Here is a 26,324-nt window from a genome sequence, read left to right as displayed (position 1 = left end):
GCGTCCCGCCCGTCCTTTTTGGACGGGCGGGACGCCCATCCCACAAACTTGTGGAAGTTATTTAATTCTCATTCCTTAGTTTAAATTGCCTGCATTTCTCGATCGACCTCGACATGAGCGACACCCGGTACCTGCCTTAGTGCTTCTAGCTTTGACTGAGAAACTGCTCCAGTAATAATGCCAGTAACAGGTAGCACCCGATCGACTTTCATTCCCGCCGATTCTAAGCCCGTGACAACAGATTGAATAATCGGTAAGTTTTGGTCGTCAACAGTTACTACGATCGACTCTACTTCTTCCTCAGACATCTTCAGCCTCCTTTGCACCAAATCCATTGAGCTATTGTCAACCTAATTAAACCTAAAATCCGATAGCACTTTCTTATCCCCTACTCCCCTTAAAAAGGGGGGAACTAGAAAGTCCCCCTTTTTTAGGGGGATGCGCGGGGCCTCTGTGCGTAAGTTCGATCGCCCGGAGTGATTACGGAGCTTGTACTAAGCCACTTCCGACAAGAGCACTTGGCAACTTTAGTGGCCGAGCACGAGAAGTTAGCAATTGCCAAAGTTGAGAACCTCGTTTACCAGTCGATTGGGCATACAGGGCAGCGAGCCCAGCCACGTGCGGTGTAGCCATGCTAGTGCCATTGTAAGCAGCATAACGCTGTTGCTCCATAGGCACTGATGAGTATATTCCCACTCCAGGAGCGGCGATATCGACTTTAGCCCCTGGAAATTTGCCAGCTTTAGCCGAAAAGTCAGCCACTGCGAGGCAGTGATCGAGCGCTCCAACAGCCATAATCGACGGGCTATTGGCTGGTTGTCCGACGGTTCCTCCGGTTTCTCCGTTATTGCCGGCGGCTGCCACGATCAGACACCCATTTTTCAGTGCCCGAAGACCGGCATCTTCGTAGGTAGGAAACGATGTTGGAGTTGTGCTTCCTAAGGACATCGAGATCACTTGACACCCATTGGCGATCGCCCATTCCATCCCAGCGATAATCCAGCCCTCATCGCCAAAACCTGAATTGCTCAACACTTTACCGACATAAATGGTCGATTCGTAAGCAATTCCGTACCTGCGGCCGTTGAGATCCTGGAACCCGCACGCTGTCCCAATGCAGTGCGTGCCATGACTGTTGGTATCTTGTACAGTCTCCCCAGGCACGAAGGACTGCGACACGATCGATCGGCCGGCGAAGTCGGGATGCAATAGATCCATCCCCGTATCCAACACAGCAACTTTGATTCCGCTACCAGTCAACAGAGACTTGTCCGCCTTCGTTGCTTTCAGACCCCAAGTAAACTGGATATCATCAGCAAAACATTCTTTTTTCTGGATTGTTTCTATATCCTCAGTAGTGGCTTTCTGGTACAGGTTATCCACCGCATCGCGATAGCCCCGCAAATACTCTGGGGACAATCCCTCCTCAATAGCGTAGAAAATGCCCTCCGGTTTGATCGTCAAGATGGCAGTATTCTCTCCCGCTGATGTCCTGATGCTGTTGGCACCCCCTTCGTCTAAGGAGACGACGGCCATACCGAGAGTTGGGAACACCGCTCCCCCTCCTGCTTCGAGTTGACTCAAGTCTAGAGCAGACTCGGGGAAATCGGCAGCGCTTGCCAGTCCCCTGATGCCAGCTTGGTTACTTAGGAGGGCTAACCCTTCTGTCACCGCATCTTCGCGGAAAGTAATAATGTAACGCCCTGTAGTTCGATCGGCTGGGGCAGTTTCTGGGATGGGAAAACTAGGTTGTTCAGACATAAAATGCCTCTTCTTGAGTGTTATTATAAATCAATGACAGTTTTCCTGACATTAATCTATACTGTTTTTGATTCAGACTCGACTTATTTAGGACTGACACTGCCCGAGCATTTTTTACACTCTCTGTGGGTGTAAGGCGCGCAGTGCGCACCCTACACATACAGTGAATTTCTGTTATTTTTGCTCGGCTAATTTGCTAATTTGATGGTAGAGTACATCATCTAACCGTCCTTCTCCTGTCTGGATTAGCCATTTTTCTAAAGCACGGTTTTGATCGGTAAACTGTTGAGATTTGTCCTGGCGTTTAGCAACGACCAATCCCTGATAAATTACAATGTCCCGATCGCCCTCTACCTCTTCACCACTTTCTCGAACAATCAAACCACGATACCCCAATCCTTCATTAACAAACCCTTCTCCTTTATGGGCCGATAATGATTGAAACCGCCGTGCAAATTCCTGAGATTCTGGCACTGTCAATTCCCAATGTGGGTTTGGTCTGCCACTAAACATATCCACTTCTACTTGCATTTTTTTGTCTCCTAAAGCCGTGACCGAACATCCAAGCAAAGTCACCAAAAAAATTAAAAAAACCAAGCCAATTATCCTTTCTGGATTTGTTGTGAATGAATTAACCCGTTGCATGGTCTCTTTGTTCAGTGTAGGGAACCCACATTCCGCAGTGCTATAGATTCTATTTAATCTTTTGGCTCTTACAAGTGTAAAAGTAGCCGCAGAAGATGGTGTAAGGCCCCCTGTTACAGGTAGCTGGGTTAGTGATGACTTTGCCACTGTTATCTATATTCCGAACCGCTGTACCGCCCGGTTTGTGAGCCCAAAATCCTTCTTTCATTTGGCGATACCAGTGGAAATCAACAACGCCCGGGCCAGGGGCGATAACCAGTGCTACTAAATAGCGAGGGGCTTCAGAGGCGGGGAAACAATTGAACTGTTTGTGCAATCCGTCACACAGGGAAGCTTTGGTAACTTCTACGCAATTAATTGCGGTGTAGATTTTTCCACATCCTCGTCCTGGTTGGGCAAAAGTATCTGTCCGCTTGTTACTCGCATAGTTATAGCAGTTGTTATACTGCCGGATTAGGGGGGTGTTGTTCCAGTAGCCGGGGTTATAGGGCGAAGCATCATAAATGCAGGCAGCAGCCTGTTCACTTGAGGCTTCTACCGTCATCTGTGATGAGTCTCGAACATCAGAGACTGAAAGTCGGCTACTGGTTTCCAGTTGTTGTCGCAGGAAATTCTGCAACATTTCATCTAAAGGTAGTTCTTCTCCTAAAGCCGATGCTTCTCGAGAGGATTCAGCACTGCTCATTAAGCCGATTAAACGCTCAGCAATCTCATTCGCTTTAGCGCTAGTGGCACTCGCACCGGCAGCCATATACATACTAGCGGGTAGTTCAAAGTCTTGGGCAAGCTCGTCAGAGAGGGGTTCAATGGTGAAACCGCGAAACCCCAATCCAGCTTCTGCTGAGGCGGACTCGGCTACAATGCTGCGATTTTTGGCAATCTCTTTGAGCGTAGTTCGAGCTTCTTGCTCGTCTGTAATAATCCACTCCGGAGCGGGTCTTCCGGAAAATACATCAGCAGTAATTCGTAACATAATTAACCTCTTTTTTGAGTAGTTTTAACCAACTGAAAGTTAGCTTAAAGTTGTTCAATAACTCTAGATAACAACGTTGGCCTGGAGTATTTGAAAGCTGCTTTTCCCAACTGGATAACAGCTTTTGATCTAATCATCCTCAAAATAAACTCGGGCAACAATACGACGATCCGCGTATAGGATTATGAAGAGATTGCAACAAATTACCCGTTGACCAACCCCAACTTTTCCAGAGCAACCATCACAGCAGCCGTCCGGGTTTGTACATTGAGTTTCCCGTAAAGATGCTCCAGATGTTTTCGCACTGTTCCTTCACTGCAACCGAGCACTTTAGCGATTCCTGCATTGCTTTTATCTTTGGCAATCCAGAATAAAACCTCGGCCTCGCGTTTGGTGAGTCCTAGGGATTCCAGGGCGGAAATAGAGAATGATTGCAGTTCTTTTTCCTCCAATAGCAAGAGATATTGCTGGTTGATGGGATCTGGAATCAGACGGACGATCAACTGTCTTCCTGCTTGTTGAATGTGCAAGGGTAAACAGCGAGATGGATCAGCGCCGTTGAATGTGAGTCGCGCCATCTGCTCCTTGAACCAATGTTGTAAGGATTCTGGCAATGAATATGGGATGCGGGGTAAAAAATACTGGCTCAAAATTTCTTCTGCCCGTTGAGTCATGAATTGCACCTCCCCTGTAATCTCCACAACTATCGCCCCTACCCGATCCAAGATTTGTTTGGCTATTACCTTAATTAAAGTATCTAGCTCCTTGCCAGTGCGATCGCCTAAAGCTTCGAGAGTATAATGTTCGTAGCAATTTTCGTAACTTTTGGCCTCAGTTTTGGCTGGTGGGAATTTATCAATACCTTCTGATGTCAAAATAACGGCGCCCTGACGGTTTTGTGAATTCATGGGAAGTATCTCCATTGCCATACTGGTGAGAATGGCGAAACCAGATAGCCTTACGGTGCGCGACTCTCGCTCATTTCACTCTTATTAAGGTATACAACTGTAGAAATGCACTCTGAGACTTTTGGAGAGTCCCTAATTTAAGTTGCTTTTCTTAAGTAATAACTAACGAATAACACTCACTAGCTGTTAGTTACCAGTCACTTAATCGAGGGACTGGCAGAATTTTTATTTATGTGTTAATGGCAGTAGAGGCTATTGTAGAGATTAGCGCTCGGCGAAAAAGAAAGTGACAGTCAATCGATTTGAGATTTGAGATTTAAGATTGAAGAAAATGTTTAGTTGATAAATTACCTGTCAACATCAGGCGATGTTTCGCTTACAATACACTATGTAGCATCAAATAAAAAAGAGCGATCGAACTATGGGAATGACCCTGACCGAAAAAATCTTAGCCAAAGCATCAGGCCGCACTAAAGTTGAGCCCGGAGAAAACATTTGGGTAGACACAGACGTACTGATGACCCACGATGTCTGCGGGCCCGGCACCATCGGCGTTTTCAAACGCGAATTCGGTGAGAATGCTAAAGTCTGGAACCCAGACAAAATCGTCCTAATTCCCGACCACTACATTTTCACCAACGACGAACGCGCTAACCGTAATGTCGATATTCTCCGCGATTTTGCACGGGAACAAGGGATAAAATACTTCTACGACATCACGGATCGATCGGACTTCAAAGCAAATCCCGACTACAAAGGAGTTTGCCACATCGCCCTAGCACAAGAAGGGCACACCCGGCCCGGCGAAGTGCTCTTCGGCACAGATTCCCACACCTGCAATGCCGGCGCTTTCGGACAATTTGCCACCGGTATCGGCAATACAGACGCGGCTTTTATCATGGGAACCGGCAAACTCTTAATCAAAGTTCCCGCAACCATGCGCTTTGTACTCAACGGCGAACTGCCGGATTATTTGTTAGCAAAAGACCTGATTTTGCAGATTATTGGTGATATTAGCGTTGCCGGTGCTAACTACCGGACAATGGAATTTGCCGGCGATACAGTTGAGCGTTTGACGATGGAAGAACGGATGACGCTGTGCAATATGGTGATTGAAGCTGGTGGCAAAAACGGCACGGTTGCGCCCGACAAAACTACGTTTGATTACGTTACTTCTCGGACTGACAAACCCTTCGATTCATTTTACAGCGATGGGGATGCTACATTTTACAGCGATCGCACCTACGATGTCACCAAATTAGAACCAGTCGTCGCCAAACCGCACTCCCCCGACAACCGCGACTTAGCCCGCAACTGCAGCGATGTCAAAATCGATCGAGTTTACATCGGTTCCTGCACCGGGGGCAAAACCTCCGACTTTCTGAATGCCGCCCGCATTCTCAAAGGATACCAAGTCAAAGTTCCGACTTATTTAGTACCAGCAACTCAGAAAGTTTACGAAGATTTGTTTGTCACAAAATACGAGGGTCAAACGCTTTCGGAAATCTTCTTAGCAGCAGGCTGCATCGAACCCGCAGCGCCTTCTTGCGCCGCTTGTTTGGGTGGCCCGAAAGATACTTTCGGGCGGATGAACGAACCGGAAATTTGCGTGTCTACAACTAACCGCAATTTCCCCGGTCGGATGGGGAATAAAGAAGCGCAAGTTTATCTAGCTTCGCCTTACACGGCGGCGGCTTCTGCGCTGACTGGGTATGTCACCGATCCGCGAGAATTCTTATGCTAGAAAGTGTCTTTTAGCATTCTCTAAATTTGCAAAAATGGCTGATGAGTTTCCGGTTATTGTTGTTCCAGAATCAGATTACGATCTATCTGAAGAAGAACAAATGGGAACTAAGAACAAATTCTGGTTCCCTCACTCAGAATTTGGTCGCTGCTTGTACAAACAGTCTCGACCGAATACAGGTGAAGATTGGGCAGAAAAAATTGCAGCCGAGTTGTGCAAATTGCTCGGACTGCCCCATGCTCAATATGAACTGGCAACTTGGAGAAGTCAACGCGGAACTGTCTCACCATCATTTTTGCCAGATGGTGGCAGTTTCATTCCTGGGAATCAAGTTTTGTCTGCGAACGCACCGCACAAAGTTGATATTGTGTTGAATGCGATCGCAGACAATTCTGTTAATTTGCCCCTCGATTGGGTTCCGCCAGTCGGGATAGAAACAGCAGTAGAAACTTTTGTCGGATATTTGCTATTAGATGCCTGGATTGGCAATACAGACCGTCACTCAGAGAATTGGGGTGTATTAGATAAACCCGAAAGTTATCCTACTTTAAATATGGCCAGATATCTAGCACCAACTCACGACCATGCCTCTAGTTTGGGAGTGCGGATATCTGATGAAGAACGGCAAAAGAGATTGATTACAAAAGATACTGGCTATTCTGTCCAAGCTTATGCAAAAAGATGCTCTTCTCAGTTATATCCTAGCGATAATAGACCAAAGCCTCTCAAGACTTTTGAGGCATTCCGCTCCGCAGCGCTATACTATCCCCAAGCAGCCCTAATTTGGCTCAATTGCCTTGCGAGGATTTCAGCTAATGATACGCTAGCCATTTTTAACCGGATACCGCGCGATCGCATTTCACAAATTACGATTGAGTTTTCCCAAAAAATACTTAAATATAACAGAGAAAGGCTACTTGAATTGACAGGAGATTTGCTTTGAAAACACTATTTTTGGCTTGGCAAGACCCGGGCAGCGGTTCTTGGTTTCCGATTGGTCGATTGACATTTAACGGTAAAGAATACCAGTTCAATTATACAAATGGTGTTCTAGAAGCTAAAGATAAGTGCAGGTTTGAACCCTTGCCATCTTTCCCTGATTTCAATAAGGTTTACACTTCACAGAAACTGTTTCCCTTGTTTTCTAATCGAGTGCGGCCGCGATCGCGCCCTGACTACCCTGAATTTGTAGAGTGGTTGAATATCCCTCAACACGAAGATGACCCAATTGCTTTATTGGCCCGCAGCGGAGGGAAACGGGTAACTGATAAATTTGAGGTATTCCCCTGTCCCGAACCGGATGAAAATGGACGTTACCGCATCCATTTTTTTGCACAGGGACTGCGACACCTTCCCACGCCGGCAATTGAACGGATTAATGGGCTTCAAGTGGGCGAACTTTTGTATTTAGCCCACGAATTTCAAAATCCGCACGATTCCTCTGCTTTGCTTCTGTGTACTGAAGATCGCTGGATTGTAGGCTATTGTCCGCGCTATCTTTGCGGGGATTTTTTTCAAGTTATCTCGCAGCATCGAGAATTGGTTCGCGTAGAAGTCGATCGCCTCAATCAACCCCCAACGCCGCTACAGTTCCGCTTGCTGTGCAAGATGACCGCCGATGGGCGAGACTTTCGCCCCTTCTCCAGTCCGATGTACCAGCCGGTTAGCAGTGATGTTTTAGCTGCAAGTGCGATCGGATAATCAGCAACAAGAAGTAAAATTCTCATCACAAACTTACGGAAGAACCCAAGTTAATTATTGTGAATGCATTAGACCCACTCGGGAATAAAATTGCTCTAGAATTAGAAAGACACTGGGTTTGTTGAATAGTTTATAATTGTATGATTCATCGGGCAACTTAAGAAACCCGGTTTCTCGATCGCACAACTCGATCAAATTGCAAGTATTCGGTAAATAGGCGCCATGATTACGATCGTGATGGGAGTCTCCGGTTCAGGCAAAACTACAGTTGGCCAGTTGCTGGCGCAATCTCTCAATTGGGATTTCAGCGATGCCGACGATTTTCACCAATCCGCTAATATCGAGAAAATGAGTCGGGGCATTCCTTTAGAAGATGCGGACCGCCTTCCTTGGCTGTTACAATTGCAAGCTGCAATAGACAGGTGGCTGTTGGAAAATAAAAATGTTGTGTTGGCTTGTTCTGCTTTAAAAGCATCTTACCGCGAAATGCTCTGCCGCGACCAACAGCGGATGAAAATAGTTTATCTGAAATGTTCTTTTGAGGTATTGGCAGCCCGGTTAACAAGTCGCGAAAATCACTACATGAAAGCAGACTTGCTGTTAAGTCAGTTAGAAACTCTCGAAGAACCAGAAGATGCAATTATCATAGATGCTTCGCAGCCACTAGAGTTAATCGTGCGCCAAATTAAAAATCATCTGATGTGCGGTTAATTGCCCCAAATAAAACCTCTAATACTAAATCGGGCTTAAATATAGCAGCTCTCAAGCGAGGTGAGGTATGCCCTGCGCGGGCCAATCCCCAATGCCCTGTTTGCCCCATGCCCCATGCCCTGTTTGCCCCATGCCCCATGCCCTATGCCAGATAGTACCTCATGTTACTGAAAAAGGCTATACCAGTTTATTTCTTAGTCCCTCTTAACTAGGGCGAGAGTTTGTATAGTAGCGATTTTAATCGCCGAGTCTTATCGAGGGTTTTTAACGCGGATTTGTATAAGAGTTATTTTTTTCGGAGCAACGGGGTTTCTGAACCAAATTTAGCCCCCTCTCCGTTGCCGGGGGAGAGGTTTGGCGTGCTAATTTTTGTACAAATACAAGAAAGCTTCTACTTCAGCGGCGGTTGGTTGAGCCGCAATTGCACCCGGTTTCATCGCTGTCATCGAACCTACCGCACTCGCATAAGTTACAACTTTTTTTGTGATTTCTGGAGTGGCTAAACTCTTAATTCCCACCTTGCACAATTGGCTGACAAAACCAGCCAGAAACCCGTCGCCGGCACCTGTTGTATCCTCAACATCTACCTTAAAGGCGGGGATTTTTCCTTCATTTTCCGAGATACAATAGGTGCAACCTTTCTCGCCCGCAGTCACCAAAACGCCTTCTACGGAATCGAGGCGGTAGGTAATAGCTCCAGCGTCGGTAGTGTCAAACAACCATTCGGCTTCTTCGTCAGATAACTTGACAAAATCAACTTTTTTTAAGAGTTTTCTAATGTGCGCTTTTGCTTCGTCTGGATTTGGCCAAAACACGGGACGCCAATTGATGTCAAGTATAATTTTCAGGTCATACTGTTCTGCTAGCTCGATCGCTCGGGCGATCGCCTCTCGACTTTCAGGATAAGCTAATTCTAAAGTGCCTAGCACTAAAAATTCGGCATTTTCAAACAGCACCTCAGGTAGTTGTGCAGCGAGGAGGTGGGTGTCGGCAAAATCCGCAGTATGAAATTCGCCAAAACCAGCAAAAGTTCGATCGCCCGCTTCATTCCGCAAAACATAAACTTGCCGCGTCGGCGCACTTGGATGGTGCTGCACTCCAGCGGTATCAACCCCTACTTCTTGCAATACCTGCACTAGGGAATTCCCCAATTCATCCCCACCTACAGCACCGATAAATCCCGCCGCCGTCCCCAATTTAGCCAAAGCACAGGCAACATTAGCAGGAGCACCGCCGGGATATGCAGTCCAAGATTCTACCTCTTCGAGAGATACTCCTGGTTTGTCTGCTAAACAATCAAATAAGATTTCACCCAGACACAGAACGCGAGGATAAGTCATATCTATTTTAGATTTTAGATTTTAGATTTTAGACCAGCAGTAGACAGGTCAACAATTATTTTTAACCCATCCCAGAAAAATTGCAAGCTATTTTTTAATGGCTGCTCCTATAATATCAGACTTACTGATACTGGCAGTTACTCGCTCAACGCACAAGTGCAGTGCGGGCGTATCAGTTGTTTTACCTAAAAACATCTGCGGCTTTGGCCCGGATGTCAGATGCGCGCAGGTAAAGGGGGGATCACGCGCCACCGGAACGGTGCCAGCAGTGCAAGTCGTTGCGGGTCATGCTGTGTCGGCGCTGAGTTTGCACTTTTTGCGATTCTGCAAGCGAGTTGCTGCTTCGGGCCCGAAACAGTAGCACAGCAAATTTAATTTTCTCTTCATACTTCATCCCTAATCCTCTAGAATTGTAGATAGGTAAATATGCAGACATAGGAAAAATTTATGAGCGGGATCGTCTCTGGTACCCCTGTCACCCTGTCGGACAGAGAATTGCAAGTGGTAGAGTTAGTAGCGGCGGGATTGACTAATGAGAAAATAGCCGAAAAGTTAGAGATTAGCAAGCGTACAGTTGACAACCACATTAGCAATATCTTGAACAAGACGCGCGCTGACAATCGAGTTACCCTGGTGCGCTGGGCGTTGCAGTGGGGGAAGGTATGTTTGGACAATATTAACTGCTGCCCTCTACCGGGGCCGATGGATAAAGAAGTATCTTAAGTAGGGGATCTGGTTGGGGACAGGCAAAGAAATGATGCAAACGGCACAAGAAAAACAACTCCGCTATCAAATTCAATGCCCTGGATTGCCGTTGGCGGTGTATCGCGAAGTGGCGGTTCATTTGCGTCAAGTTGAAGGGGTGCAAACTGGTTTAATTCCGCAGCAGTCGCAGCGGTTTGATTACAGCGACAGCCAAATTGGGGGTTTGTGGATACAGTATCCTGAAGGGTTCGATTTGGCAGGTCGCGAGCTAGTCGATCGCATTTTGGCTTATTATGGCGATCGTTACGGAGTTTGGGAATTATTAAGTCATTAGTCATTCGTCAGCAGTTATTAGTCATTAGCTAAGAGTTAAGGACACAAAACTAACGAATACAGAAGTTATGAGCTGCTTAGTTAAAAGGCTATTTGCTAACAACTTTCATACCAGTTACTTTAATACCAATGACCAATGATTAATGATTAATGACCAACCACCAATGATTAATGACCAATGACTAATGACCAATAACTAACAAAATGAGTGCAATTAAAACTTTACCCGGAACGCGGGATATTTTGCCCGCTGAAATTCAATACTGGCAAAATATAGAAGAAGTCGCTAGAACAATTTTGAAAAAAGCGGCTTATCGAGAAATTCGGACGCCAATTTTTGAACAGACATCTTTATTTGAACGCGGCATCGGCGAAGCTACCGATGTTGTGGGTAAGGAAATGTACACTTTTAAGGATAAGGGCGATCGATCGACTACTTTGCGTCCAGAAGGCACCGCCGGAGTAGTCCGAGCTTTTATTCAAAACAGTTTGTACGCGGCGGGAGACGTGCAGCGTCTGTGGTATGCGGGGCCGATGTTTCGCTACGAACGCACGCAAGAAGGAAGACAGCGGCAGTTCAATCAAATTGGCGTGGAAGTCTTGGGGAGTGCGAATCCCCGTGCGGATGTCGAAGTAATTGCGATCGCCTGCGACATCCTGCAAACCCTCGGTTTAAAAAATTTGCGCCTCGATATTAATTCGGTCGGAAATAAGCAAGACCGACAAAATTACCGACAAGCTTTGATCGATTATTTTACACCGTACAAAGACGAATTAGACGCGGATTCTCAAGACCGCTTGACTCGAAACCCGCTGCGGATATTGGACAGCAAAAATCAGCGCACTCAAGAAATTGTAGCTGGTGCGCCGAGCATTTTAGAATATTTGGGAGAGGAATCGCGAGATCACTTCGAGCAAGTGCAGCTTATGCTCAAAAATTTAGGAATTAGCTATCAGTTAAATCCCAGATTAGTGCGCGGCTTAGATTACTATACCTACACCGCATTTGAAATTATCTCCGACGATTTGGGAGCGCAAGCAACAGTTTGCGGAGGCGGCCGCTACGACGGTTTAGTAAAGGAATTGGGCGGCCCTGATACGGCGGCCGTCGGTTGGGCAATGGGTATCGAAAGGTTGATTATCCTGTTGCAAAAGTTGCAACCTTTGCCCGCGCCCAAGTTGGATTTTTATTTGGTATCCAGGGGCGAAAAAGCAGAACAGCAATCGGTATTGTTAGCTCAAAAATTGCGAATTGCCGGGTTTAGTGTAGAGATAGATTTGAGCGCTAGTGCTTTCGGGAAACAGTTTAAAAGAGCCGACAGAAGCGGTGCAGTTGCGTGTTTAGTTTTGGGAGATGCGGAAGCTGAAAACGAGACGGTACAATTGAAGTGGTTGGCGAGTGGTGAACAAAGTGCGATCGGGCAATCGGAACTACTAGCAATGACAAACGAGCTACAGCAGAAAATCATAGCTGCATATTAAGTCCGGCAGGGAATGAATTCCCTGCCTCAAAGCTAAAGTCCTCGCTCAGAGGACTAATTATTTTAACAGTCTTCTTCTCAGTCCTCTTAAGAGGACTTTAGCTATTAGCCAGGGGTTTCAACCCCTGGCGGACTGTCGCCTTAAGTCGTTACTAATTGGCTCTGCCCGGTAACGCATATCCAAAGCCTCGGCCTCGTCATTAAGCCATTAACATGAATCCCAAAAACCAAAAGATATAATTTAAACATTAAAACATTTAACCTCTGATAAACTATGTCTGTAACAACTAAAAACCCCCAAACAAAACTCACAATCACCTGGCCGCTACTACCAGAAGATTTCCAACTACCAGACGACCCCGTAGAAGACGAAAGCCAACCATTATTAGCCGCCGCTTTGCGCCAGCCGCTAACAGCATTTCCCGAATTAATGCAGGATGCCTTAATTGTTTCCAACTTTGCCATTTGTGCCGGCATAAGTTTTCCAGGTTCAAGCAGCGACGAACAGCGTATTATCTGCAAAGCACCAGATTGGATGTACGTGAAACCCGTCAATCCCAAAAATGTCTCGCAAGTCCGCCGCAGTTACACCCCGCACACAGAAGGAACCATCCCCCAAATCGTGATGGAATTTCTTTCAGAAACCTATGGAGAAGAATACTCCGTTGAATTTACCTCGCGGGTGGGAAAGTGGTATTTTTACGAGCAAGTAATCAAAGTCCCCCGATACGTCATATTCCGAGCCAAAACAGCTCATTTAGAAGTTTACGCTTTAGAATCAGAGCACTACAACTTCCAAAAACCTGATGAAAACGGACGTTATTGGATACCGGGATTAAACCTATTTTTAGGTATTTGGGAAGGAACGCACGAAGGAAGGACAGGCTGTTGGTTGAGGTGGTGGGATGCAGAAGGCGAGTTGTTGCTTTGGTCGGAAGAACGAGCCGATCGCGAACGACTCCGCGCTGAAAGATTGGCTGAAAAATTGCGTCAAGCGGGAATCGAATTAGATGACGAAGAGTGAAACATGAAAAGAAATAGAGTGTTAGTAAGGTGATCCGTGCGCGCCTTACGACTATTTGGTATAATCACACTCTTGTGTCGCGGGCATCCTTCCCGCTATTGCCTCAGGTTACAGTCCTATGTTAATTGAACGTCTAGATCCCATAAATTGGGAAAAAAAACCGCAACTGATATCATTGTTTTCAGGTTGCGGCGGCATGGACTTGCCCTTCCACAAAGCCGGGTTTAAAGTAGTTTGGGCGATCGACTCCAATCCATACGCCTGCAAAACATTCAGCAGAAACATTGCTGATGTCATCATCAACGACAGCATAGAAAATATAGACATTGCACAAGTTCCCGAAGCTGAAATATGTATAGGAGGATTCCCCTGTCAAGATTTCTCCCTGATTTGGAAGCGCCCCGGACTTGAAGGAACCAGAGGCAATTTATATACATACTTTCTCGATTTTGTCAACAAAAAAAAGCCCAAAGCTTTTGTAGCAGAAAATGTCAAAGGTTTATTAAGTGCAAATAATTATCAAGCAATAAAACAAATAATTTCTGACTTTGAAAGTATAGCACCAGGCTACTTAGTTAAACCTAAACTCTATAACTTCGCTGATTACGGAGTTCCCCAATTTCGCCAAAGAGTGTTATTAGTTGGCATTCGGATGGATACAGGATTTAACTTTGTGCATCCTCAGCCAGAATACGGTCAAAATCGCAAAAAACCTTATCGAACTGCGGGCGAAGCACTCAAAAATGTCGAAGCAGTTCTTGACAATAACAAACATCATAAAATTCAGACCCGCACCGTTGAAATTTTAAATCGAATTAAACCGGGAGGGAATTTTTCGGATATTCCCAAGGATAGTCCGTACTATGTCAAAGGCATGATCAGTCACGTTTATCGGCGAATTCATCCAGATAAACCATCATCGACAATTATTGCGGGTGGAGGTGGCGGGACTTGGGGTTATCATTATTTAGAACCGCGTTCTTTGACAAATCGTGAAAGGGCAAGATTGCAAACATTCCCCGATGATTTTGTTTTTGAAGGTTCTACGACAGAAGTGCGGCGGCAGATTGGCAATGCAGTGCCGCCGCAGGGAATCGCTGCTGTTGTTGAGGCTTTAATCCCGCTATTTAAGGGGGATTATCCCCAAGTTGATTTATATGAAATGAGTAAAAAGTTGCAGGGGATGTCTATTCAGGAACGATTAAAATGGGCTGAATTAGAGGTGTCAGAGCAGAGTTTGCAGTTAATTTGAAAGTGGGGTATAATTAAAATACCTGAGTCAGACGAGGCTTTAAGCTTATGTCTAAGTCAGCTTATATATAAAATTATATTTTTAGAAAAAATTAATCGCGTGACAAAAAACTTAACTACAGGAAACCCCTCTAGAAACACACCTCATTACGAGTATCCCCAAGACATACCTGATGGCCATCGGGATATGGTAGAGGAACTGCGGACTAAGGCTCAAGATGTTCGAGCGTTCTATATTAGAAAACCCCGTCTTGGTAATGCTGCTGCTGCAAAACTAGAACTAGAAACTGGCCTTTTTTATAGCAAAGAAGCTACCAGCAAGCCAGACCCTCTAAATATTCCTGGTAAAGAGGATGGGCCAAAGTTGTTTTTTGAGGCAAGGATTGATAGACAAAAATCCTTTTACAATGAACACCACGCTGAGTACAAGATTTTCAATGCACTTGCAGAAGACTTGGAAAGAGATGATGTTTCTTTGGAGGTAGAAGGAATACTCTACCTCTACACTGAGAGAGATATGTGTTCTGGCTGCAACATTACTTGTGATGAGGACTTTAACATGAGGTTCCAGAATATTAAAGTAATTATCTTCTACGAACGTCCATATCCGTAGACATACAGGATAGACAGCCAGTAGAGCCTATCAGAGCTTTACTGGCTTCTGTACCCAAGGTAAAATTGAGGTGATATGAAGTTTAAAATTAACTGAATCTTGGTTTATGATTAAGGAAAATACATAAAGAGGGAAAGTCAATGATCGAGTTTGATATAGGTCATTACACGGATTTTAAGTTGCCCAGCAACTCAGATATTCCAGACCAATTACAGCAAACACTTCACACGGTTTGGGACAGAAAGTATCGTGATTTATACGAACGAGGTGGAAAGTGCAATGTAGAAGAAGCTTTTGTAGAAGTAATGACAGCCTTTGGAATGCCTAATGATCCAATATCCCATCAGCGATACGTCTATATGGCTTATGGAATAGCATTAGCAGCTAAACCGACTATTAAACATTACTTTCCTGAAGAACACAAAGCTGATATCGTTGAAGGAATTGTATCTTGTTGGCTGAAGGATAGTTGTGAAATCCCAGAAACTTGGGCAGATACCTTGTTTCCTAATATCAACAAAATTGGAAAGTATCAAGCTACTGACGAAGCTTATAATATCTTCTACGGCTTGCTGCAAACACTCAACACCAAAACAGCCTACAATGCCATCTTGGATATTTTGTATGATGCCATTACCGGAGATGCTATTTCGGGTTTTGCTGCGGCTCAACGAGATATGTTTAATTGGTGGTTGATCGAGGTGATTCCTGCTGCCTATTGTTTAAAGCTGCCATCTACTTTATATTCTGGAAAATGGGAATTTCCGCCACTGAGTCAGTGCGCTTAAGTTATGACAAAAGTAATTGGAAAAGAGTGCGTGTTGCTGATTCTAGTTAACTTAAGGCACCGTGAAACCTTTGAGCGATTCCCTACGGGATAGCTTAGTTTCACGCACTTTTTCCTCCTCCCTCAACCCCTTCGACTGCACCAAAACCCCAAAACCCCCCAAACCCATCGGATCGATCAACTGATGCAAAGCCTCCCGTCGGCGCAAAAACGTTGCCAAATCCAATGCTTCCGCATCATTTGTAGACAGAGAAGCAATACGATCGCCCAAACCCAACGCCATCAAAAACAAAGCCTGCTGAGTAAACCCTACCACATCCAAACCGCACAATTCACCCTGCCTTTCCAGCGCCGTAAAATTAACATGAGCCGTTAAATCCTGCCGCCCCACATTAATATAAGGATTATTGTGATAGCGGTGCAGATAATAACACTGTAGCGTCCCCTCCCTGCGCCTCGGATTGTAATAGCGGTGCGCCGGATAACCGTAATCAATAGTTAACAAATATCCCCGCTGCAACTTTTGAGCAACTGTACTCATCCAGTCCAAAGCCGCCAAATTCACCTCACTGCGATAACCATCCCCATAAATACTCGCCGACAAATCGATGCTTACCAAATCCAAATATTTGGCAATTTTAGGCGTGGAAAGTTCGCCAATTACTTCAACAAATTTTATCTCTTTTTGTTCATTTTTTGGGGTTTGTGCGGCAACGTAAATCTCCCTAACTTGCCCTTCTTCCAGAATGAATTGATGCACGGGCAAAGCATCCACTAACTCGTTAGAAAAGAAACAACCGACTATTGAATTATTAACTATCTCATCCCAATTACACCACTTAACACACTTGATATCACTTAATCTTTGGCGTTGTTCCGCTTGAAGTCTTGGCGAAATTTCAACAATTATGTATGTTAAACTTTTAAATAAGTCGGGATGTTGCCGTTGCAAATATTGCAGCACATTTTCGGCGAAAGTTCCCCGCCCAGCGCCCATTTCTATGATCGCGAAATTGAAAGGGCGATCCTCTTCGAGGGCTCCGCTAAGGAGAATTTGCCACATTTCCACAAACTGTTCTGCCAAAACCTCCGCAAAATCAGGACTCCAATGAGGCGACGTGATAAAATCGCCTTGTTTGCCGATCGACGGGCGATCGCTATTGTAATAACCGTGCTGCGGATGATATAATGCCAAATTCATATATTCAGCAAAAGTAATTCGCTGCTGCGGAGTTGTCGCAATTCTTTCGCAGATTAAATTGCAGAGTTCCCAGTTGCTGTCATTGATATCTGATTGCTGAACTTTCATAATTTATCGAATCAAAGTTGATGTTGTTTCATTTGTGAAGGAGAGATTTTTTTTATTAACCGCAGAGGGCGCAGAGGACACAGAGGAAGAGAGTAGAGAGAAATAAGGTATTTTTTAGCGACGTTAATAGCAATCCATCCGCGTTTATCCGCGTTCATCTGCGGTTTAAAAAATTTAACCCGGTTCCACAAAAAAACCGGGTTAAATTATCAGATAAAAACCGACCAAACCTACCTATCAACCGAACCCATAATAATGTCGATACTCCCCAAAATCGCCACCAAATCCGCAATCTTCACGCCGCGAACAATGTGAGGCAAAATCTGCAAATTATTAAAATCCCCAGTCCGAATCTTCCAGCGCCAAGGGAACACATTATCATCCCCGATAATATAAATCCCTAACTCACCCTTGCCGCTTTCAACGCGGACATAATGTTCGCCCTTGGGAATCTTAAAAGTCGGCGCAACTTTTTTGCCAATAAACTGATAGTCAAAACCATTCCATTCAGATTTTGGCCCGCTTTCTAAGCGCTTCGCTTCCAAATTCTCGTAAGATCCACCGGGGAGTCCTTTCAAGGCTTGATTGAGAATCTTAACCGACTCGCGCATCTCCCGAATCCGCACCACATACCGGGCTAAACAATCGCCAGCAGCTTCGGTACAAACTTCCCAGTCGAAGTCGTCATAACATTCGTAATGGTCAACTTTCCGCAAATCCCACTTAACGCCGGAAGCGCGCAACATCGGACCAGACAGTCCCCAGTTAATCGCTTCTTCGCGAGAAATAGTACCCAGCCCTTCAATCCGGCGGCGGAAGATTGGATTGTTGGTAATTAAACGTTCGTACTCGTCAATTTTGGGAAGCAAATAATCGCAGAAATCTTGGCACTTATCTACCCAACCGTAGGGCAAATCTGCGGCGACTCCGCCAATGCGGAAATAGTTATTATTCACCATGCGATAACCTGTAGCGGCTTCCCACAAGTCGAGAATTGGTTCGCGATCGCGCATAGTATAGAAAAAAGGAGTTTGCGCCCCCACGTCCGCCAAAAACGGCCCCAACCACAACAAATGGTTAGCAATCCGGTTCAACTCCAGCATGATTACCCGAATGTAACTCGCCCGTTTGGGGACAGCAATATTCGCCAACTTTTCCGGTGCATTTACTGTCACCGCTTCGTTAAACATCCCCTCCGCATAGTCCCAGCGGCTTACGTAGGGCACGTACATCACGTTGGTGCGATTTTCGGCGATTTTTTCCATCCCGCGGTGCAGATACCCCAAAACAGGCTCGCAGTCCACCACATCTTCCCCGTCTAGGGTGACGATTAGCCGGAGTACCCCGTGCATGGATGGGTGGTGCGGCCCCATGTTGAGCACCATCGGTTCGGTTCTAGTCTCAATTCTTGACATAATTAAATGAATTAATGATTACTAGCTATTGTTGATTTTTGGTTGGCTTTTATGATTATGAAGGATATCGAGCTCTCTGAAAAGGAGACCCTTGGATCGGATGTCAGTCTTGACACCTATCACGTTCCAGTTTTGGGAAGCGAGTTAATTGCGGGTTTGGCTGTGCGTCCAGGCGGCCGCTATTTGGACGCGACGCTTGGGGGCGGCGGACACACGAGTTTGATTTTAGCGGCGGCGGCCGATGTTACAGTAATGGCGATCGACCGCGACGAACAAGCCATCCGTTTTTGCCAAACCCGATTTGCCAACTCGCCCGTTGAGTTTTGGCACGGCAACTTTGCGGAATACAACTCCCCAGATGCGGAATTTGATGGTATCATAGCAGACTTGGGCGTCAGCTCGGCTCAGTTCGATACACCGGAACGAGGATTTAGTTTTCGCCACCCAGCTCAACTAGATATGCGTATGAACCAGCAGCAATCTTTGACGGCAGAAGAGATTATCAATCACTGGGAAGAAGTTAAACTAGCAGATATTATTTACAAATACGGTGAAGAGCGACTGTCGCGGCGCATCGCGAGGCAGATTGTACAAAGCCGTCCTTTTCAAACTACAACAGAACTCGCTGGGGCGATCGCCCGATCCTTCCCTCCCAAGCAGCGCAACGGCAGAATCCATCCGGCCACCCGCACTTTCCAAGCTTTAAGGATAGCCGTCAACTCCGAACTGTCGTCTTTAGAAACTTTCCTAAACCTTGCCCCAAGGTGGTTAAAACCCGGTGGCAGAATCGGAATCATTACATTTCACAGCCTGGAAGACCGACCCGTCAAGCACCAACTCAGAGGAACACCCAGTTTACAGGTACTTACAAAAAAGCCGATCGTGCCACAATCCGAAGAAGTAGCTAGAAATCCCCGCTCTCGTTCTGCTAAGCTCAGACTGGCAGAAAGAGTAGCTTGATTCGGCAGTAGTAATATGCTTGCTGCAAAAAGTTCAGAGATTAGGGGGACTTGAATGCAGCAATAAGCGTGCGATTCGGCACAGGTGTAGGGAATAGCGCCAACAACCCACCGCTAACCCTCCGGGTATAGTGGGGCTTGAAATTCAGCCGATTTTGACCACACTCAGGTAGCAATACCGGGGTTAGTAGTAAGTGTTAAAATTCACACCGAGGACATTATGCAGCTAGTTAATAACTCTGCAATCAGAGCATTAATTAGTCATTTGGAAGGCTGGTGTGTTGAGAAAAGTACCGACTGCTAACACGGTCGTTACTCGTATCAAAGCGCGAAAGCTCACTGGGGAATTTTCCCTATTGAAGCGGCCTACCGAGGCGGGTTACAGTATCGAAAGCCTCTCATCTGTTCTGCGAACAGATGGTGCGAAAGGAATGCTCACCTTGAGGTGAAACGGGTTTCTTTAACTCAACTTGACGTAACTGATATGTTGCATATATCCAGCCCCCCTTTTCCTCCCGCCACCTTGCTGAGTACAGCTAGGGTGGGGGTTTTCAAGGGGGAAGAAAGATGAGTCGGGGAGATGGAAGCAAGCTGAAACTGATGGTAGTCGATGACGAACCCGACAACTTGGATTTATTGTACCGGACGTTTCGACGCGACTTTCAAGTTTACAAAGCAGATAGCGCCCTCAGCGCCCTGGAAGTTCTAGACCAACAGGGCGAGATGGCGGTGATTATATCTGACCAGCGAATGCCAGAAATGAATGGCACTGAGTTTTTGGGGAAAACAGTCGAGCGATTTCCCGATACGATTCGGATTCTGCTAACGGGATACACAGATGTTGAAGATTTGGTCGAGGCCATCAACTCAGGTCAAGTCTTTAAATACATCACCAAACCGTGGAATCCAGAAGAACTCAAATTGGTGATCAATCAAGCCTCAGAAACTTACAAATACTACAAGCAGCGCAGCGTTGCATTGCGCCGCGCTTTGCGCAAAGAATCTCTGTTCAATGAGGTAATGAGCGTGATTCGCGGGTCGCTAGATTACTCTAGTATGGTACAAACTATTGTTCAAACCGTAGGCCAAACTTTTGAAGCCAACTATTGTATGCTGCGGCCGGTAGAGACCGATCGACTATTGCCAAGTACCTTCCCCTACCAAGCCCAAACCGACGAGACCATTCACTTTTCTTTTGATGAAAATTTGCTGGTTCAAGCCGTAGCCAGCCGCCAAACTCAAGTGAACCCAAACAGTGGGGGGGACGGTAAATCGGTTGAGATTGCCGTGCCCCTGACTTACCAGCAAGAATTGCTGGCTGTACTGGCTTTGTGCCAGATTGGCGGCAATAACCCTTGGTCGGCAGAAGATATAGAGTTAATAGAAGGTGTAGCAGCTCAAGCTGCTCTCGCCCTGTCTCAAGCTAAGCTATACCAGCGCACTCTGGATTTAGCCAAGCAGATGCAAAACGAGTTGGAAGTGGCTCGCCAAATCCAAACAAACTTGTTGCGCCAAAGTTGGCCGGATTTTGAAACAGTCAGGGTGCAAGCTTGCTGCTATCCCGCGCGGGAAGTTGGCGGCGACTTTTTTGAAGTCTACGTCCACTCCCAAGGGGATATTTGGATAGCGGTGGGAGATGTTTCGGGTAAGGGAGTTCCGGCTGCTCTATTTATGGCCAGCGCGATTTCGGTGATGCGACGGGAACTTTCCCAAGAAGTTTCTCCCGAACCCGATCGAGTTATGCACAATATGAATAGCAGTATGTCTGACGACCTGATCGGCAACAACCATTTTATTACAATGGTTGTTGCTCGTTACACTCCGTCAACGGGACACCTCGCCTTTGCTAATGCTGGTCACATTTACCCGATCGTTTGGTCACACTCGGAGGTGAAAGCTCAAGCCGCTAGCGGTAAAACGCCAGCCGAGCCGAATTTCCTGAAAGCTCGTGGCATTCCCTTGGGGATACTACCAGTTTGGAGAGGCAAAGCAGGTACGATCGAATTAAAGTCAGGAGATGTATTTCTGCTAACCAGTGACGGGATTACTGAAGCTAGCGTGACCACTGAAGCGGTCCCTGGGGGTGAACAAACCCGTTCTATGCTACAACAAGAAGGGCTTTGGCAACTCTTGATTCAGGAACCTGGTTCCTTCAACTTGGACAATTTGTTGGCTCATATCAGAGCTGACAATCCCGTTCAGGAAGACGACCAAACCATACTCTCTCTGGAGGTTCTCTGAATCTGTCAGCGACTCCCGGCCCATAGTCGGGGGTGAGAGCAGAAAAAACTGAAGCCCTGGTTGTTGACGGCCCACAGAGTAGTCCCGCAAAGGACTGCCTTATAGTCAACAGTAAAAAACCTAGCCCGCGATCGCGCTCCGCTAGTTTCCTGAATCGCTTTCCTGGGGGATTAAACACCTGTAAAGGTTTAAAGTAGAAGGCATTCGTCAGCAAAAACCAACACTTAAAAGTCAGGGATTGAAACAAAGATTTTTTATACTTCGCTGCTTGCAGTCTCGGTATAATTATCACTTGTTAAGGGGCTTTAGACCCATAACTAAAGTTTTCAACAATACTCTTAACTTCTGCCTTCTACCGAATGACGAATGCCTGATTTTTCAACAGAAAAGGCTAGTATCCCCCGAGTAGCGACAAGTATTGAGGCCGAATCAATTCGGCACTTCGTGTTTTATACCTGGTGTCAAGACACAGGGTTTTCAAACTTACGGGATTTTTTTATGAATACTGAGCTTCATGTGCCAAGCGACTTGCGGTTTTTAACAATTGTTGAAAATTGGTTGCTGAGCAGTTTGGAAGTAGAGCTAGGAGAGCACGTCGATTGGCCGCGTCAGTCGAATCGTTTGCGCTTGGTGTTAGCAGAAGCCTATTCTAACGTGATCCGCCATGCTCACAAAGATCAACCCAATTTGCCCGTGTTAATTCGCTTGAATTTAAAAAATAGGGATATTGGTTTAGAAATTTGGGATTACGGTAAAGGTTACGAAATGGATACTTACAATCCACCGAGACCGGAAGCTAAACAGGAAAGCGGCTACGGCTGGCTGATTATGAGCAGACTTATGGATCGGGTGGACTACACTTTGCAAATAGACGGTCGCAACTGTCTGAAGTTGGAAGCAAGTTTGCCGGAAAAATCTTAATTAGTCATTAGTCATTAGTCATTGACAATGCACTTTTAGACTCGATGAGGCTGTCTGTCGCACGGTGCGGTGACAGCCACTTTTTCTTGCAGTGTCGTCCCTCTCGCTTGAGACTGTAAGATTGTAGGGGTACAGGCCCGATCGCACAAATACCGCATAAACGGGATCTTTATACCGTTAGCCGCACTTCACCAGAGATTTGGATAAAAAACCCGGTTTCTGCCTCATTCTTGCTATAAAAAGCCGAGCAACCTGTCCATCGCATGACCGAAAGCATCCAGGATACCAGCCCCCGGATTCATCCGTCCAGAAATAAAAAACCTGTATCAGATGAAACTTGCCCCCCGAATTTATCCGTGGGGTCAAGGCTTCAATTCGATAATCTAAAATCTAAAATCTAAAATCGATTGACTTTAGCCATTACGTGCGATCGACAGGTCAAACCCAAATAGGCAATTTAAATCTGAAACAGCTTATTAAACATCAAAGTTCTTCTGCGACCGCAGATTTAGCAATTCTTGGGGAGAAGCTAACAGTTTGACGGTGACAGAAAGGAGTTTTTGGTCAGAATTGAGCAAGAACAGCCATGCGACATTAATACCAAAGGCGGAAGTTTGCACCCGGCCGCTGACCTGAACTTCTACATTGCCATCTTCTAAAATTTGGCTGACACCTTGCTGCGGTTCGAGCCGCATTCCTCGGGCTTCTGTTTTTAGATAAGTAGCGATCGAGATGCTGCCCATAATTGGAGCTTCAAACGGCGCGTGCAGAACCCCGTCCAAAGCAAATAAATTAGCCGTAGCGTCAAAATCGCCCGCGTTTAAAGTTTCAAAATATCGCAGTATTGTTGGCTTTGTGATGCCTGCAATCTTTATAGAGCTAGTTATAATAGGTCGAGTTGTTGTGGTCATAAAACAAGTGATTTAAGATGAATGAGTATACTGTAATCATTCTCTTTGTCCCAGCAAATCCCTCAAAAGATATAAGTAGGGTCTGGAAAATAATTCTCCGAAAAAAGGAGGAACCCGAGAGCGTCGAGCGCAGCTTTAAGAGCGATCGACCCCAATCAATACTAATTTCAAAAAAAATGCAACTGTAGGGAAGCCACAACCCCTCGTAGTCATCAGTCATTCCCAATTCTTCAATTCTTTAATCTTTAATCTTTAATGGTAGAAACCCAGACACCTGCAGGTGTCTGGGTTTCTGGGCAAGCCTGTTTGACAGACCGAACCAGAATATTCTATTTGCGCATCAAATTGAGCAATTCCTTAGGAGATGCCAACAAGTCGATCGCCACAAAGAAAATTTGACCTTGGGGATCGAGCAAAAACCGCCACGCAATATTCATGCCCATATTCGATCCGAACCAGGGAGTTTCGACTTTGCCGGTGACTTTCACTTGGCGGTAGCCATCTTCTGCGGGTTCGGACACGCCTTGCTGCGGCATCATTTTGAGTCCGACGCATTCTTCCCGCATATAGTTGAGGATGGCTTCGCGACCCACAATCGGCTTTTGGAAAGGTGGTTGCAGCGCACCTTCTTGGGCAAATAAACCGACGGCTGGGGTGAAGTCGAAGGCGTTCATGTAGTCGATGTAGTTGAGGACAGTCTGCTCGCTGATACCCTCAATTTTGGTTTTCACCCGCTCTTCTACAGCGGTGGGAGTGCTGCGGGGGGCCGAGCGTTTGCCGTACTCTTGGCTGAAATCTGGGTCGTAGCCCATGTGAACTACGGTGTTGCGAAGTACGGTAATTTGCTGACCCGGATCGAGTTTCTTGATGGTTTCAAGGACTTGGGTGGCTTCGGGAGACATTTGATAGCCAGCGGGGATGGGAGCGACAACGCCTTGTTTCATCAACTGTCCCAACTCGTACCAGAAACCGAGTTTGGTGTTGACGCGCAAGGATGTGTAGATCCGGCCGATTGTGGTGTCAGCGTTGCTAGCCAGGTCGTACATGGTTTTGCTTTGATCGGCAGGCGACATCTGCTTAATTTCGCCCAGGATGCCTTCGACAAGCGCCATGCTGGCTACTCCTGGGGCGGCTGCGGTGATGGAAACACCCATTTCGGTGTAGGCATACCAGAGCAGTGCCAGTTGGTCTTCAACGCTGAGTTTGTAGAACGCTTCCGTGGTAGCCGGAACAACGCTCGCAATCTCGGTGTTCGAGAAAATAGATTGAGCTGATTGGATACTAACTGCCATGTGTATGCTGTGGGATTCGCTGTCGGTTTTACTTGCGTACTTGAATTTGCGAATCGAATTCTCCTTTAACTAAATTATGTGACATTTTTGACATTTGGGAGTTCAAATTTATAAATATAAAGATTGTCGAAGTATTATCTATTATGTCCCCAAATTAATCTGAAAATTACTAGACTTATAGGGCAAATTGTGCTATAGTTCCTTACCCGATGAAAAAATCAATTAATAGCGATCGCATTAAGCAAAAAGCCCTAGAGTTGGGATTTCACAAAGTCGGGATAGCCTCAAAAGACGCAGATTTCGATCTAGAAAAACAACGATTGCAGGCTTGGCTGGAGAAGGGTTATCAGGCGGATATGGCATGGATGGCAAACCCAAAGCGGCAGGATATTCAATTGGTGATGCCAGAGGTGCAGTCCTTAATATGTGTCGCCATCAACTACTACACGGCTCACCAACGCCCCCCGAATCCCCCTTTGGAGGGGAGGGTCGAGCCAGGGGTCGAATATGCTAAAATCTCTCGCTATGGCTGGGGACGAGATTACCACAAAATTCTGCACAAAAAACTGAAGGTTTTAGCAAATTGGCTGCGATCGCAAGGCGAGGGAATTGAAGCACGGTATTATGCTGATACCGGGCCGATTCAGGATAAAATGTGGGCCCAGCGAGCCGGGATTGGCTGGATTGCCAAAAATGGTAATGTAATTTCGCGCGAATACGGTTCTTGGGTGTTTTTGGGCGAAATCTTGACTAATTTGGAGTTAGCACCCGATGAGTCCCATACGCAGCATTGCGGTACTTGTACTCGCTGCATTGAGGCCTGTCCGACCGGGGCAATTACTGAGCCTTTTGTGGTGAATGCCGATCGATGTATAGCTTATCACACGATCGAGAATCGAGCCGAAAAATTGCCCCACGAAATTGCATCTAAATTACAAGGTTGGGTAGCAGGTTGCGATATTTGTCAGGATGTTTGTCCTTGGAATCAGCGATTTGCTAAACCAACTGATGTTGCAGACTTTGAGCCTTATCCTGAAAATATAGCGCCGACACTTGCAGAATTAGCCGACATCTCCGACGAAGAATGGAACCGCAGATTTACAGCTTCGGCGCTGCGGCGCATAAAACCCGAAATGCTGCGGCGAAATGCAAGAGCCAATCAAATCAATAGTCATTAGTCATTAGTCATTAGTCATTAGTCATTAGTCATTAGTCATTAGTCATTAGTCATTAGTCATTAGTCATTAGTCATTAGTCATTAGTCATTAGTCATTAGTCATTAGTCAATAGTCATTAGTA

At 46.0% G+C, this 26,324-nt stretch carries 26 protein-coding genes; 15 read left to right on the top strand and 11 right to left on the bottom strand.

Translation table 11 applies throughout. The features are described from left to right. Nucleotides 1-80: 80 nt before the first annotated feature. The 5 genes from ACUVJL_RS15800 to ACUVJL_RS15780 form a co-directional block, all read right to left on the bottom strand. Nucleotides 81-308, bottom strand: coding sequence for a hypothetical protein (locus ACUVJL_RS15800; protein ID WP_445246713.1), 228 nt, complete (start codon nucleotides 306-308; stop codon nucleotides 81-83). Nucleotides 309-480: 172 nt separating this feature from the next. Next, nucleotides 481-1,761 carry a S8 family serine peptidase gene (locus ACUVJL_RS15795; RefSeq protein ID WP_445246712.1) on the bottom strand — a complete coding sequence of 427 codons (1,281 nt, stop codon included), beginning with the start codon at nucleotides 1,759-1,761 and terminating at the stop codon, nucleotides 481-483. Between the two features lie 174 nt (nucleotides 1,762-1,935). Beyond that, nucleotides 1,936-2,406, bottom strand: coding sequence for a hypothetical protein (locus tag ACUVJL_RS15790; protein ID WP_445246711.1), 471 nt, complete (start codon nucleotides 2,404-2,406; stop codon nucleotides 1,936-1,938). 49 nt (nucleotides 2,407-2,455) lie between these two features. After that, a complete protein-coding gene (locus ACUVJL_RS15785) occupies nucleotides 2,456-3,379 on the bottom strand; it encodes a hypothetical protein (protein WP_445246710.1) in 924 nt (307 codons plus the stop codon). 203 nt (nucleotides 3,380-3,582) lie between these two features. Then, nucleotides 3,583-4,287, bottom strand: coding sequence for a response regulator transcription factor (locus tag ACUVJL_RS15780; protein WP_445246709.1), 705 nt, complete (start codon nucleotides 4,285-4,287; stop codon nucleotides 3,583-3,585). A gap of 421 nt (nucleotides 4,288-4,708) precedes the next feature. Here ACUVJL_RS15780 and ACUVJL_RS15775 point away from each other — a divergent pair, with 421 nt between their 5' ends. The 4 genes from ACUVJL_RS15775 to ACUVJL_RS15760 all read left to right on the top strand — a co-directional run bounded on the left by ACUVJL_RS15775 (nucleotide 4,709) and on the right by ACUVJL_RS15760 (nucleotide 8,443). Next, entirely contained in the window at nucleotides 4,709-6,031 is a 1,323-nt protein-coding gene (locus ACUVJL_RS15775) for a 3-isopropylmalate dehydratase large subunit (RefSeq protein ID WP_445246708.1), read from the top strand. Between the two features lie 34 nt (nucleotides 6,032-6,065). Beyond that, nucleotides 6,066-6,974 carry a hypothetical protein gene (locus tag ACUVJL_RS15770; protein WP_445246707.1) on the top strand — a complete coding sequence of 303 codons (909 nt, stop codon included), beginning with the start codon at nucleotides 6,066-6,068 and terminating at the stop codon, nucleotides 6,972-6,974. Next, a complete protein-coding gene (locus tag ACUVJL_RS15765; protein ID WP_445246706.1) occupies nucleotides 6,971-7,732 on the top strand; it encodes an HIRAN domain-containing protein in 762 nt (253 codons plus the stop codon). Before ACUVJL_RS15770 ends, ACUVJL_RS15765 begins: the two co-directional genes overlap by 4 nt. Before the next feature lie 222 nt (nucleotides 7,733-7,954). After that, nucleotides 7,955-8,443 (top strand): gluconokinase, encoded by a 489-nt coding sequence (locus ACUVJL_RS15760; RefSeq protein ID WP_445246705.1) that lies wholly within the window; start codon nucleotides 7,955-7,957, stop codon nucleotides 8,441-8,443. A 362-nt stretch (nucleotides 8,444-8,805) separates the two neighbouring features. On the opposite strand, the gene ACUVJL_RS15755 is transcribed toward ACUVJL_RS15760, so the two are convergent. Both ACUVJL_RS15755 and ACUVJL_RS15750 read right to left on the bottom strand, forming a co-directional pair. Next, nucleotides 8,806-9,783 (bottom strand): carbohydrate kinase family protein, encoded by a 978-nt coding sequence (locus ACUVJL_RS15755; RefSeq protein ID WP_445246704.1) that lies wholly within the window; start codon nucleotides 9,781-9,783, stop codon nucleotides 8,806-8,808. Between the two features lie 241 nt (nucleotides 9,784-10,024). Next, on the bottom strand, nucleotides 10,025-10,219 hold the full coding sequence (locus tag ACUVJL_RS15750) for a hypothetical protein (RefSeq protein ID WP_445246703.1): 195 nt from the start codon (nucleotides 10,217-10,219) through the stop codon (nucleotides 10,025-10,027). Nucleotides 10,220-10,230: 11 nt separating this feature from the next. Between ACUVJL_RS15750 and ACUVJL_RS15745 the strand changes: the two genes are divergently transcribed. From ACUVJL_RS15745 to ACUVJL_RS15715, 7 genes are all read left to right on the top strand, one after another. After that, entirely contained in the window at nucleotides 10,231-10,506 is a 276-nt protein-coding gene (locus tag ACUVJL_RS15745) for a helix-turn-helix domain-containing protein (RefSeq protein ID WP_445246702.1), read from the top strand. A 34-nt stretch (nucleotides 10,507-10,540) separates the two neighbouring features. Beyond that, nucleotides 10,541-10,822: a hypothetical protein gene (locus tag ACUVJL_RS15740; RefSeq protein WP_445246714.1), complete on the top strand. Its 282-nt coding sequence runs from the start codon at nucleotides 10,541-10,543 to the stop codon at nucleotides 10,820-10,822. Nucleotides 10,823-11,025: 203 nt separating this feature from the next. Then, complete coding sequence (gene hisS / locus ACUVJL_RS15735; protein ID WP_445246701.1) at nucleotides 11,026-12,303, top strand: histidine--tRNA ligase; 1,278 nt, start codon at nucleotides 11,026-11,028, stop codon at nucleotides 12,301-12,303. 273 nt (nucleotides 12,304-12,576) lie between these two features. Continuing rightward, nucleotides 12,577-13,326: a Uma2 family endonuclease gene (locus tag ACUVJL_RS15730; RefSeq protein ID WP_445246700.1), complete on the top strand. Its 750-nt coding sequence runs from the start codon at nucleotides 12,577-12,579 to the stop codon at nucleotides 13,324-13,326. Nucleotides 13,327-13,444: 118 nt separating this feature from the next. Continuing rightward, nucleotides 13,445-14,578 carry a DNA cytosine methyltransferase gene (locus ACUVJL_RS15725; protein ID WP_445246699.1) on the top strand — a complete coding sequence of 378 codons (1,134 nt, stop codon included), beginning with the start codon at nucleotides 13,445-13,447 and terminating at the stop codon, nucleotides 14,576-14,578. 99 nt (nucleotides 14,579-14,677) lie between these two features. After that, the gene (locus ACUVJL_RS15720) at nucleotides 14,678-15,190 is read left to right on the top strand and encodes a deaminase domain-containing protein (RefSeq protein ID WP_445246698.1); all 513 of its coding nucleotides are present in this window, start codon (nucleotides 14,678-14,680) and stop codon (nucleotides 15,188-15,190) included. 140 nt (nucleotides 15,191-15,330) lie between these two features. Next, nucleotides 15,331-15,978, top strand: coding sequence for a hypothetical protein (locus tag ACUVJL_RS15715; RefSeq protein WP_445246697.1), 648 nt, complete (start codon nucleotides 15,331-15,333; stop codon nucleotides 15,976-15,978). Nucleotides 15,979-16,029: 51 nt separating this feature from the next. Here the strand turns inward: ACUVJL_RS15715 and ACUVJL_RS15710 are convergent, their stop codons facing one another. Then, nucleotides 16,030-17,286 (bottom strand): class I SAM-dependent methyltransferase, encoded by a 1,257-nt coding sequence (locus ACUVJL_RS15710; RefSeq protein WP_445246696.1) that lies wholly within the window; start codon nucleotides 17,284-17,286, stop codon nucleotides 16,030-16,032. Between the two features lie 230 nt (nucleotides 17,287-17,516). Beyond that, nucleotides 17,517-18,701 (bottom strand): NAD(P)H-quinone oxidoreductase subunit H, encoded by a 1,185-nt coding sequence (locus tag ACUVJL_RS15705; protein WP_445246695.1) that lies wholly within the window; start codon nucleotides 18,699-18,701, stop codon nucleotides 17,517-17,519. Between the two features lie 57 nt (nucleotides 18,702-18,758). Here ACUVJL_RS15705 and rsmH point away from each other — a divergent pair, with 57 nt between their 5' ends. The 3 genes from rsmH (at nucleotide 18,759) to ACUVJL_RS15690 (ending at nucleotide 22,822) form a co-directional block, all read left to right on the top strand. Beyond that, nucleotides 18,759-19,661 (top strand): 16S rRNA (cytosine(1402)-N(4))-methyltransferase RsmH, encoded by a 903-nt coding sequence (gene rsmH, locus ACUVJL_RS15700; protein ID WP_445246694.1) that lies wholly within the window; start codon nucleotides 18,759-18,761, stop codon nucleotides 19,659-19,661. Between the two features lie 566 nt (nucleotides 19,662-20,227). Then, entirely contained in the window at nucleotides 20,228-21,901 is a 1,674-nt protein-coding gene (locus ACUVJL_RS15695; RefSeq protein WP_445246693.1) for a SpoIIE family protein phosphatase, read from the top strand. Between the two features lie 498 nt (nucleotides 21,902-22,399). Continuing rightward, the gene (locus tag ACUVJL_RS15690; RefSeq protein WP_006633914.1) at nucleotides 22,400-22,822 is read left to right on the top strand and encodes an ATP-binding protein; all 423 of its coding nucleotides are present in this window, start codon (nucleotides 22,400-22,402) and stop codon (nucleotides 22,820-22,822) included. A 476-nt stretch (nucleotides 22,823-23,298) separates the two neighbouring features. Here ACUVJL_RS15690 and ACUVJL_RS15685 read toward each other — a convergent pair whose 3' ends face one another. Both ACUVJL_RS15685 and ACUVJL_RS15680 read right to left on the bottom strand, forming a co-directional pair. Continuing rightward, the gene (locus ACUVJL_RS15685) at nucleotides 23,299-23,733 is read right to left on the bottom strand and encodes a nuclear transport factor 2 family protein (protein WP_445246692.1); all 435 of its coding nucleotides are present in this window, start codon (nucleotides 23,731-23,733) and stop codon (nucleotides 23,299-23,301) included. Nucleotides 23,734-24,062: 329 nt separating this feature from the next. Next, complete coding sequence (locus ACUVJL_RS15680; RefSeq protein WP_445246691.1) at nucleotides 24,063-25,025, bottom strand: orange carotenoid protein N-terminal domain-containing protein; 963 nt, start codon at nucleotides 25,023-25,025, stop codon at nucleotides 24,063-24,065. A gap of 209 nt (nucleotides 25,026-25,234) precedes the next feature. Between ACUVJL_RS15680 and queG the strand changes: the two genes are divergently transcribed. Continuing rightward, on the top strand, nucleotides 25,235-26,203 hold the full coding sequence (queG, locus tag ACUVJL_RS15675) for a tRNA epoxyqueuosine(34) reductase QueG (protein ID WP_445246690.1): 969 nt from the start codon (nucleotides 25,235-25,237) through the stop codon (nucleotides 26,201-26,203). Nucleotides 26,204-26,324: the final 121 nt, after the last annotated feature.

The organism is Microcoleus sp. OTE_8_concoct_300 (assembly GCF_031383065.1).
Lineage (GTDB): Bacteria > Cyanobacteriota > Cyanobacteriia > Cyanobacteriales > Microcoleaceae > Microcoleus.
The sequence above is the reverse complement of the archived record's forward strand: the minus strand, read 5'-3'. Positions and strand labels throughout refer to the sequence as shown.

What these genes read in the sequence shown, in the direction of transcription:
- ACUVJL_RS15745 (WP_445246702.1), top strand. Translation starts at nt 10,231, where the DNA reads ATGAGCGGGATCGTCTCTGGTACCCCTGTCACCCTGTCGGACAGAGAA.
- queG (WP_445246690.1), top strand. Translation starts at nt 25,235, where the DNA reads ATGAAAAAATCAATTAATAGCGATCGCATTAAGCAAAAAGCCCTAGAG.
- hisS (WP_445246701.1), top strand. Translation starts at nt 11,026, where the DNA reads ATGAGTGCAATTAAAACTTTACCCGGAACGCGGGATATTTTGCCCGCT.
- ACUVJL_RS15795 (WP_445246712.1), bottom strand. Translation starts at nt 1,761, where the DNA reads ATGTCTGAACAACCTAGTTTTCCCATCCCAGAAACTGCCCCAGCCGAT.
- ACUVJL_RS15755 (WP_445246704.1), bottom strand. Translation starts at nt 9,783, where the DNA reads ATGACTTATCCTCGCGTTCTGTGTCTGGGTGAAATCTTATTTGATTGT.
- ACUVJL_RS15760 (WP_445246705.1), top strand. Translation starts at nt 7,955, where the DNA reads ATGATTACGATCGTGATGGGAGTCTCCGGTTCAGGCAAAACTACAGTT.
- ACUVJL_RS15750 (WP_445246703.1), bottom strand. Translation starts at nt 10,219, where the DNA reads ATGTCTGCATATTTACCTATCTACAATTCTAGAGGATTAGGGATGAAG.
- rsmH (WP_445246694.1), top strand. Translation starts at nt 18,759, where the DNA reads ATGAAGGATATCGAGCTCTCTGAAAAGGAGACCCTTGGATCGGATGTC.
- ACUVJL_RS15710 (WP_445246696.1), bottom strand. Translation starts at nt 17,286, where the DNA reads ATGAAAGTTCAGCAATCAGATATCAATGACAGCAACTGGGAACTCTGC.
- ACUVJL_RS15790 (WP_445246711.1), bottom strand. Translation starts at nt 2,406, where the DNA reads ATGCAACGGGTTAATTCATTCACAACAAATCCAGAAAGGATAATTGGC.
- ACUVJL_RS15725 (WP_445246699.1), top strand. Translation starts at nt 13,445, where the DNA reads ATGTTAATTGAACGTCTAGATCCCATAAATTGGGAAAAAAAACCGCAA.
- ACUVJL_RS15770 (WP_445246707.1), top strand. Translation starts at nt 6,066, where the DNA reads ATGGCTGATGAGTTTCCGGTTATTGTTGTTCCAGAATCAGATTACGAT.
- ACUVJL_RS15690 (WP_006633914.1), top strand. Translation starts at nt 22,400, where the DNA reads ATGAATACTGAGCTTCATGTGCCAAGCGACTTGCGGTTTTTAACAATT.
- ACUVJL_RS15785 (WP_445246710.1), bottom strand. Translation starts at nt 3,379, where the DNA reads ATGTTACGAATTACTGCTGATGTATTTTCCGGAAGACCCGCTCCGGAG.
- ACUVJL_RS15740 (WP_445246714.1), top strand. Translation starts at nt 10,541, where the DNA reads ATGCAAACGGCACAAGAAAAACAACTCCGCTATCAAATTCAATGCCCT.
- ACUVJL_RS15685 (WP_445246692.1), bottom strand. Translation starts at nt 23,733, where the DNA reads ATGACCACAACAACTCGACCTATTATAACTAGCTCTATAAAGATTGCA.
- ACUVJL_RS15730 (WP_445246700.1), top strand. Translation starts at nt 12,577, where the DNA reads ATGTCTGTAACAACTAAAAACCCCCAAACAAAACTCACAATCACCTGG.
- ACUVJL_RS15780 (WP_445246709.1), bottom strand. Translation starts at nt 4,287, where the DNA reads ATGAATTCACAAAACCGTCAGGGCGCCGTTATTTTGACATCAGAAGGT.
- ACUVJL_RS15705 (WP_445246695.1), bottom strand. Translation starts at nt 18,701, where the DNA reads ATGTCAAGAATTGAGACTAGAACCGAACCGATGGTGCTCAACATGGGG.
- ACUVJL_RS15800 (WP_445246713.1), bottom strand. Translation starts at nt 308, where the DNA reads ATGTCTGAGGAAGAAGTAGAGTCGATCGTAGTAACTGTTGACGACCAA.
- ACUVJL_RS15775 (WP_445246708.1), top strand. Translation starts at nt 4,709, where the DNA reads ATGGGAATGACCCTGACCGAAAAAATCTTAGCCAAAGCATCAGGCCGC.
- ACUVJL_RS15715 (WP_445246697.1), top strand. Translation starts at nt 15,331, where the DNA reads ATGATCGAGTTTGATATAGGTCATTACACGGATTTTAAGTTGCCCAGC.
- ACUVJL_RS15695 (WP_445246693.1), top strand. Translation starts at nt 20,228, where the DNA reads ATGAGTCGGGGAGATGGAAGCAAGCTGAAACTGATGGTAGTCGATGAC.
- ACUVJL_RS15680 (WP_445246691.1), bottom strand. Translation starts at nt 25,025, where the DNA reads ATGGCAGTTAGTATCCAATCAGCTCAATCTATTTTCTCGAACACCGAG.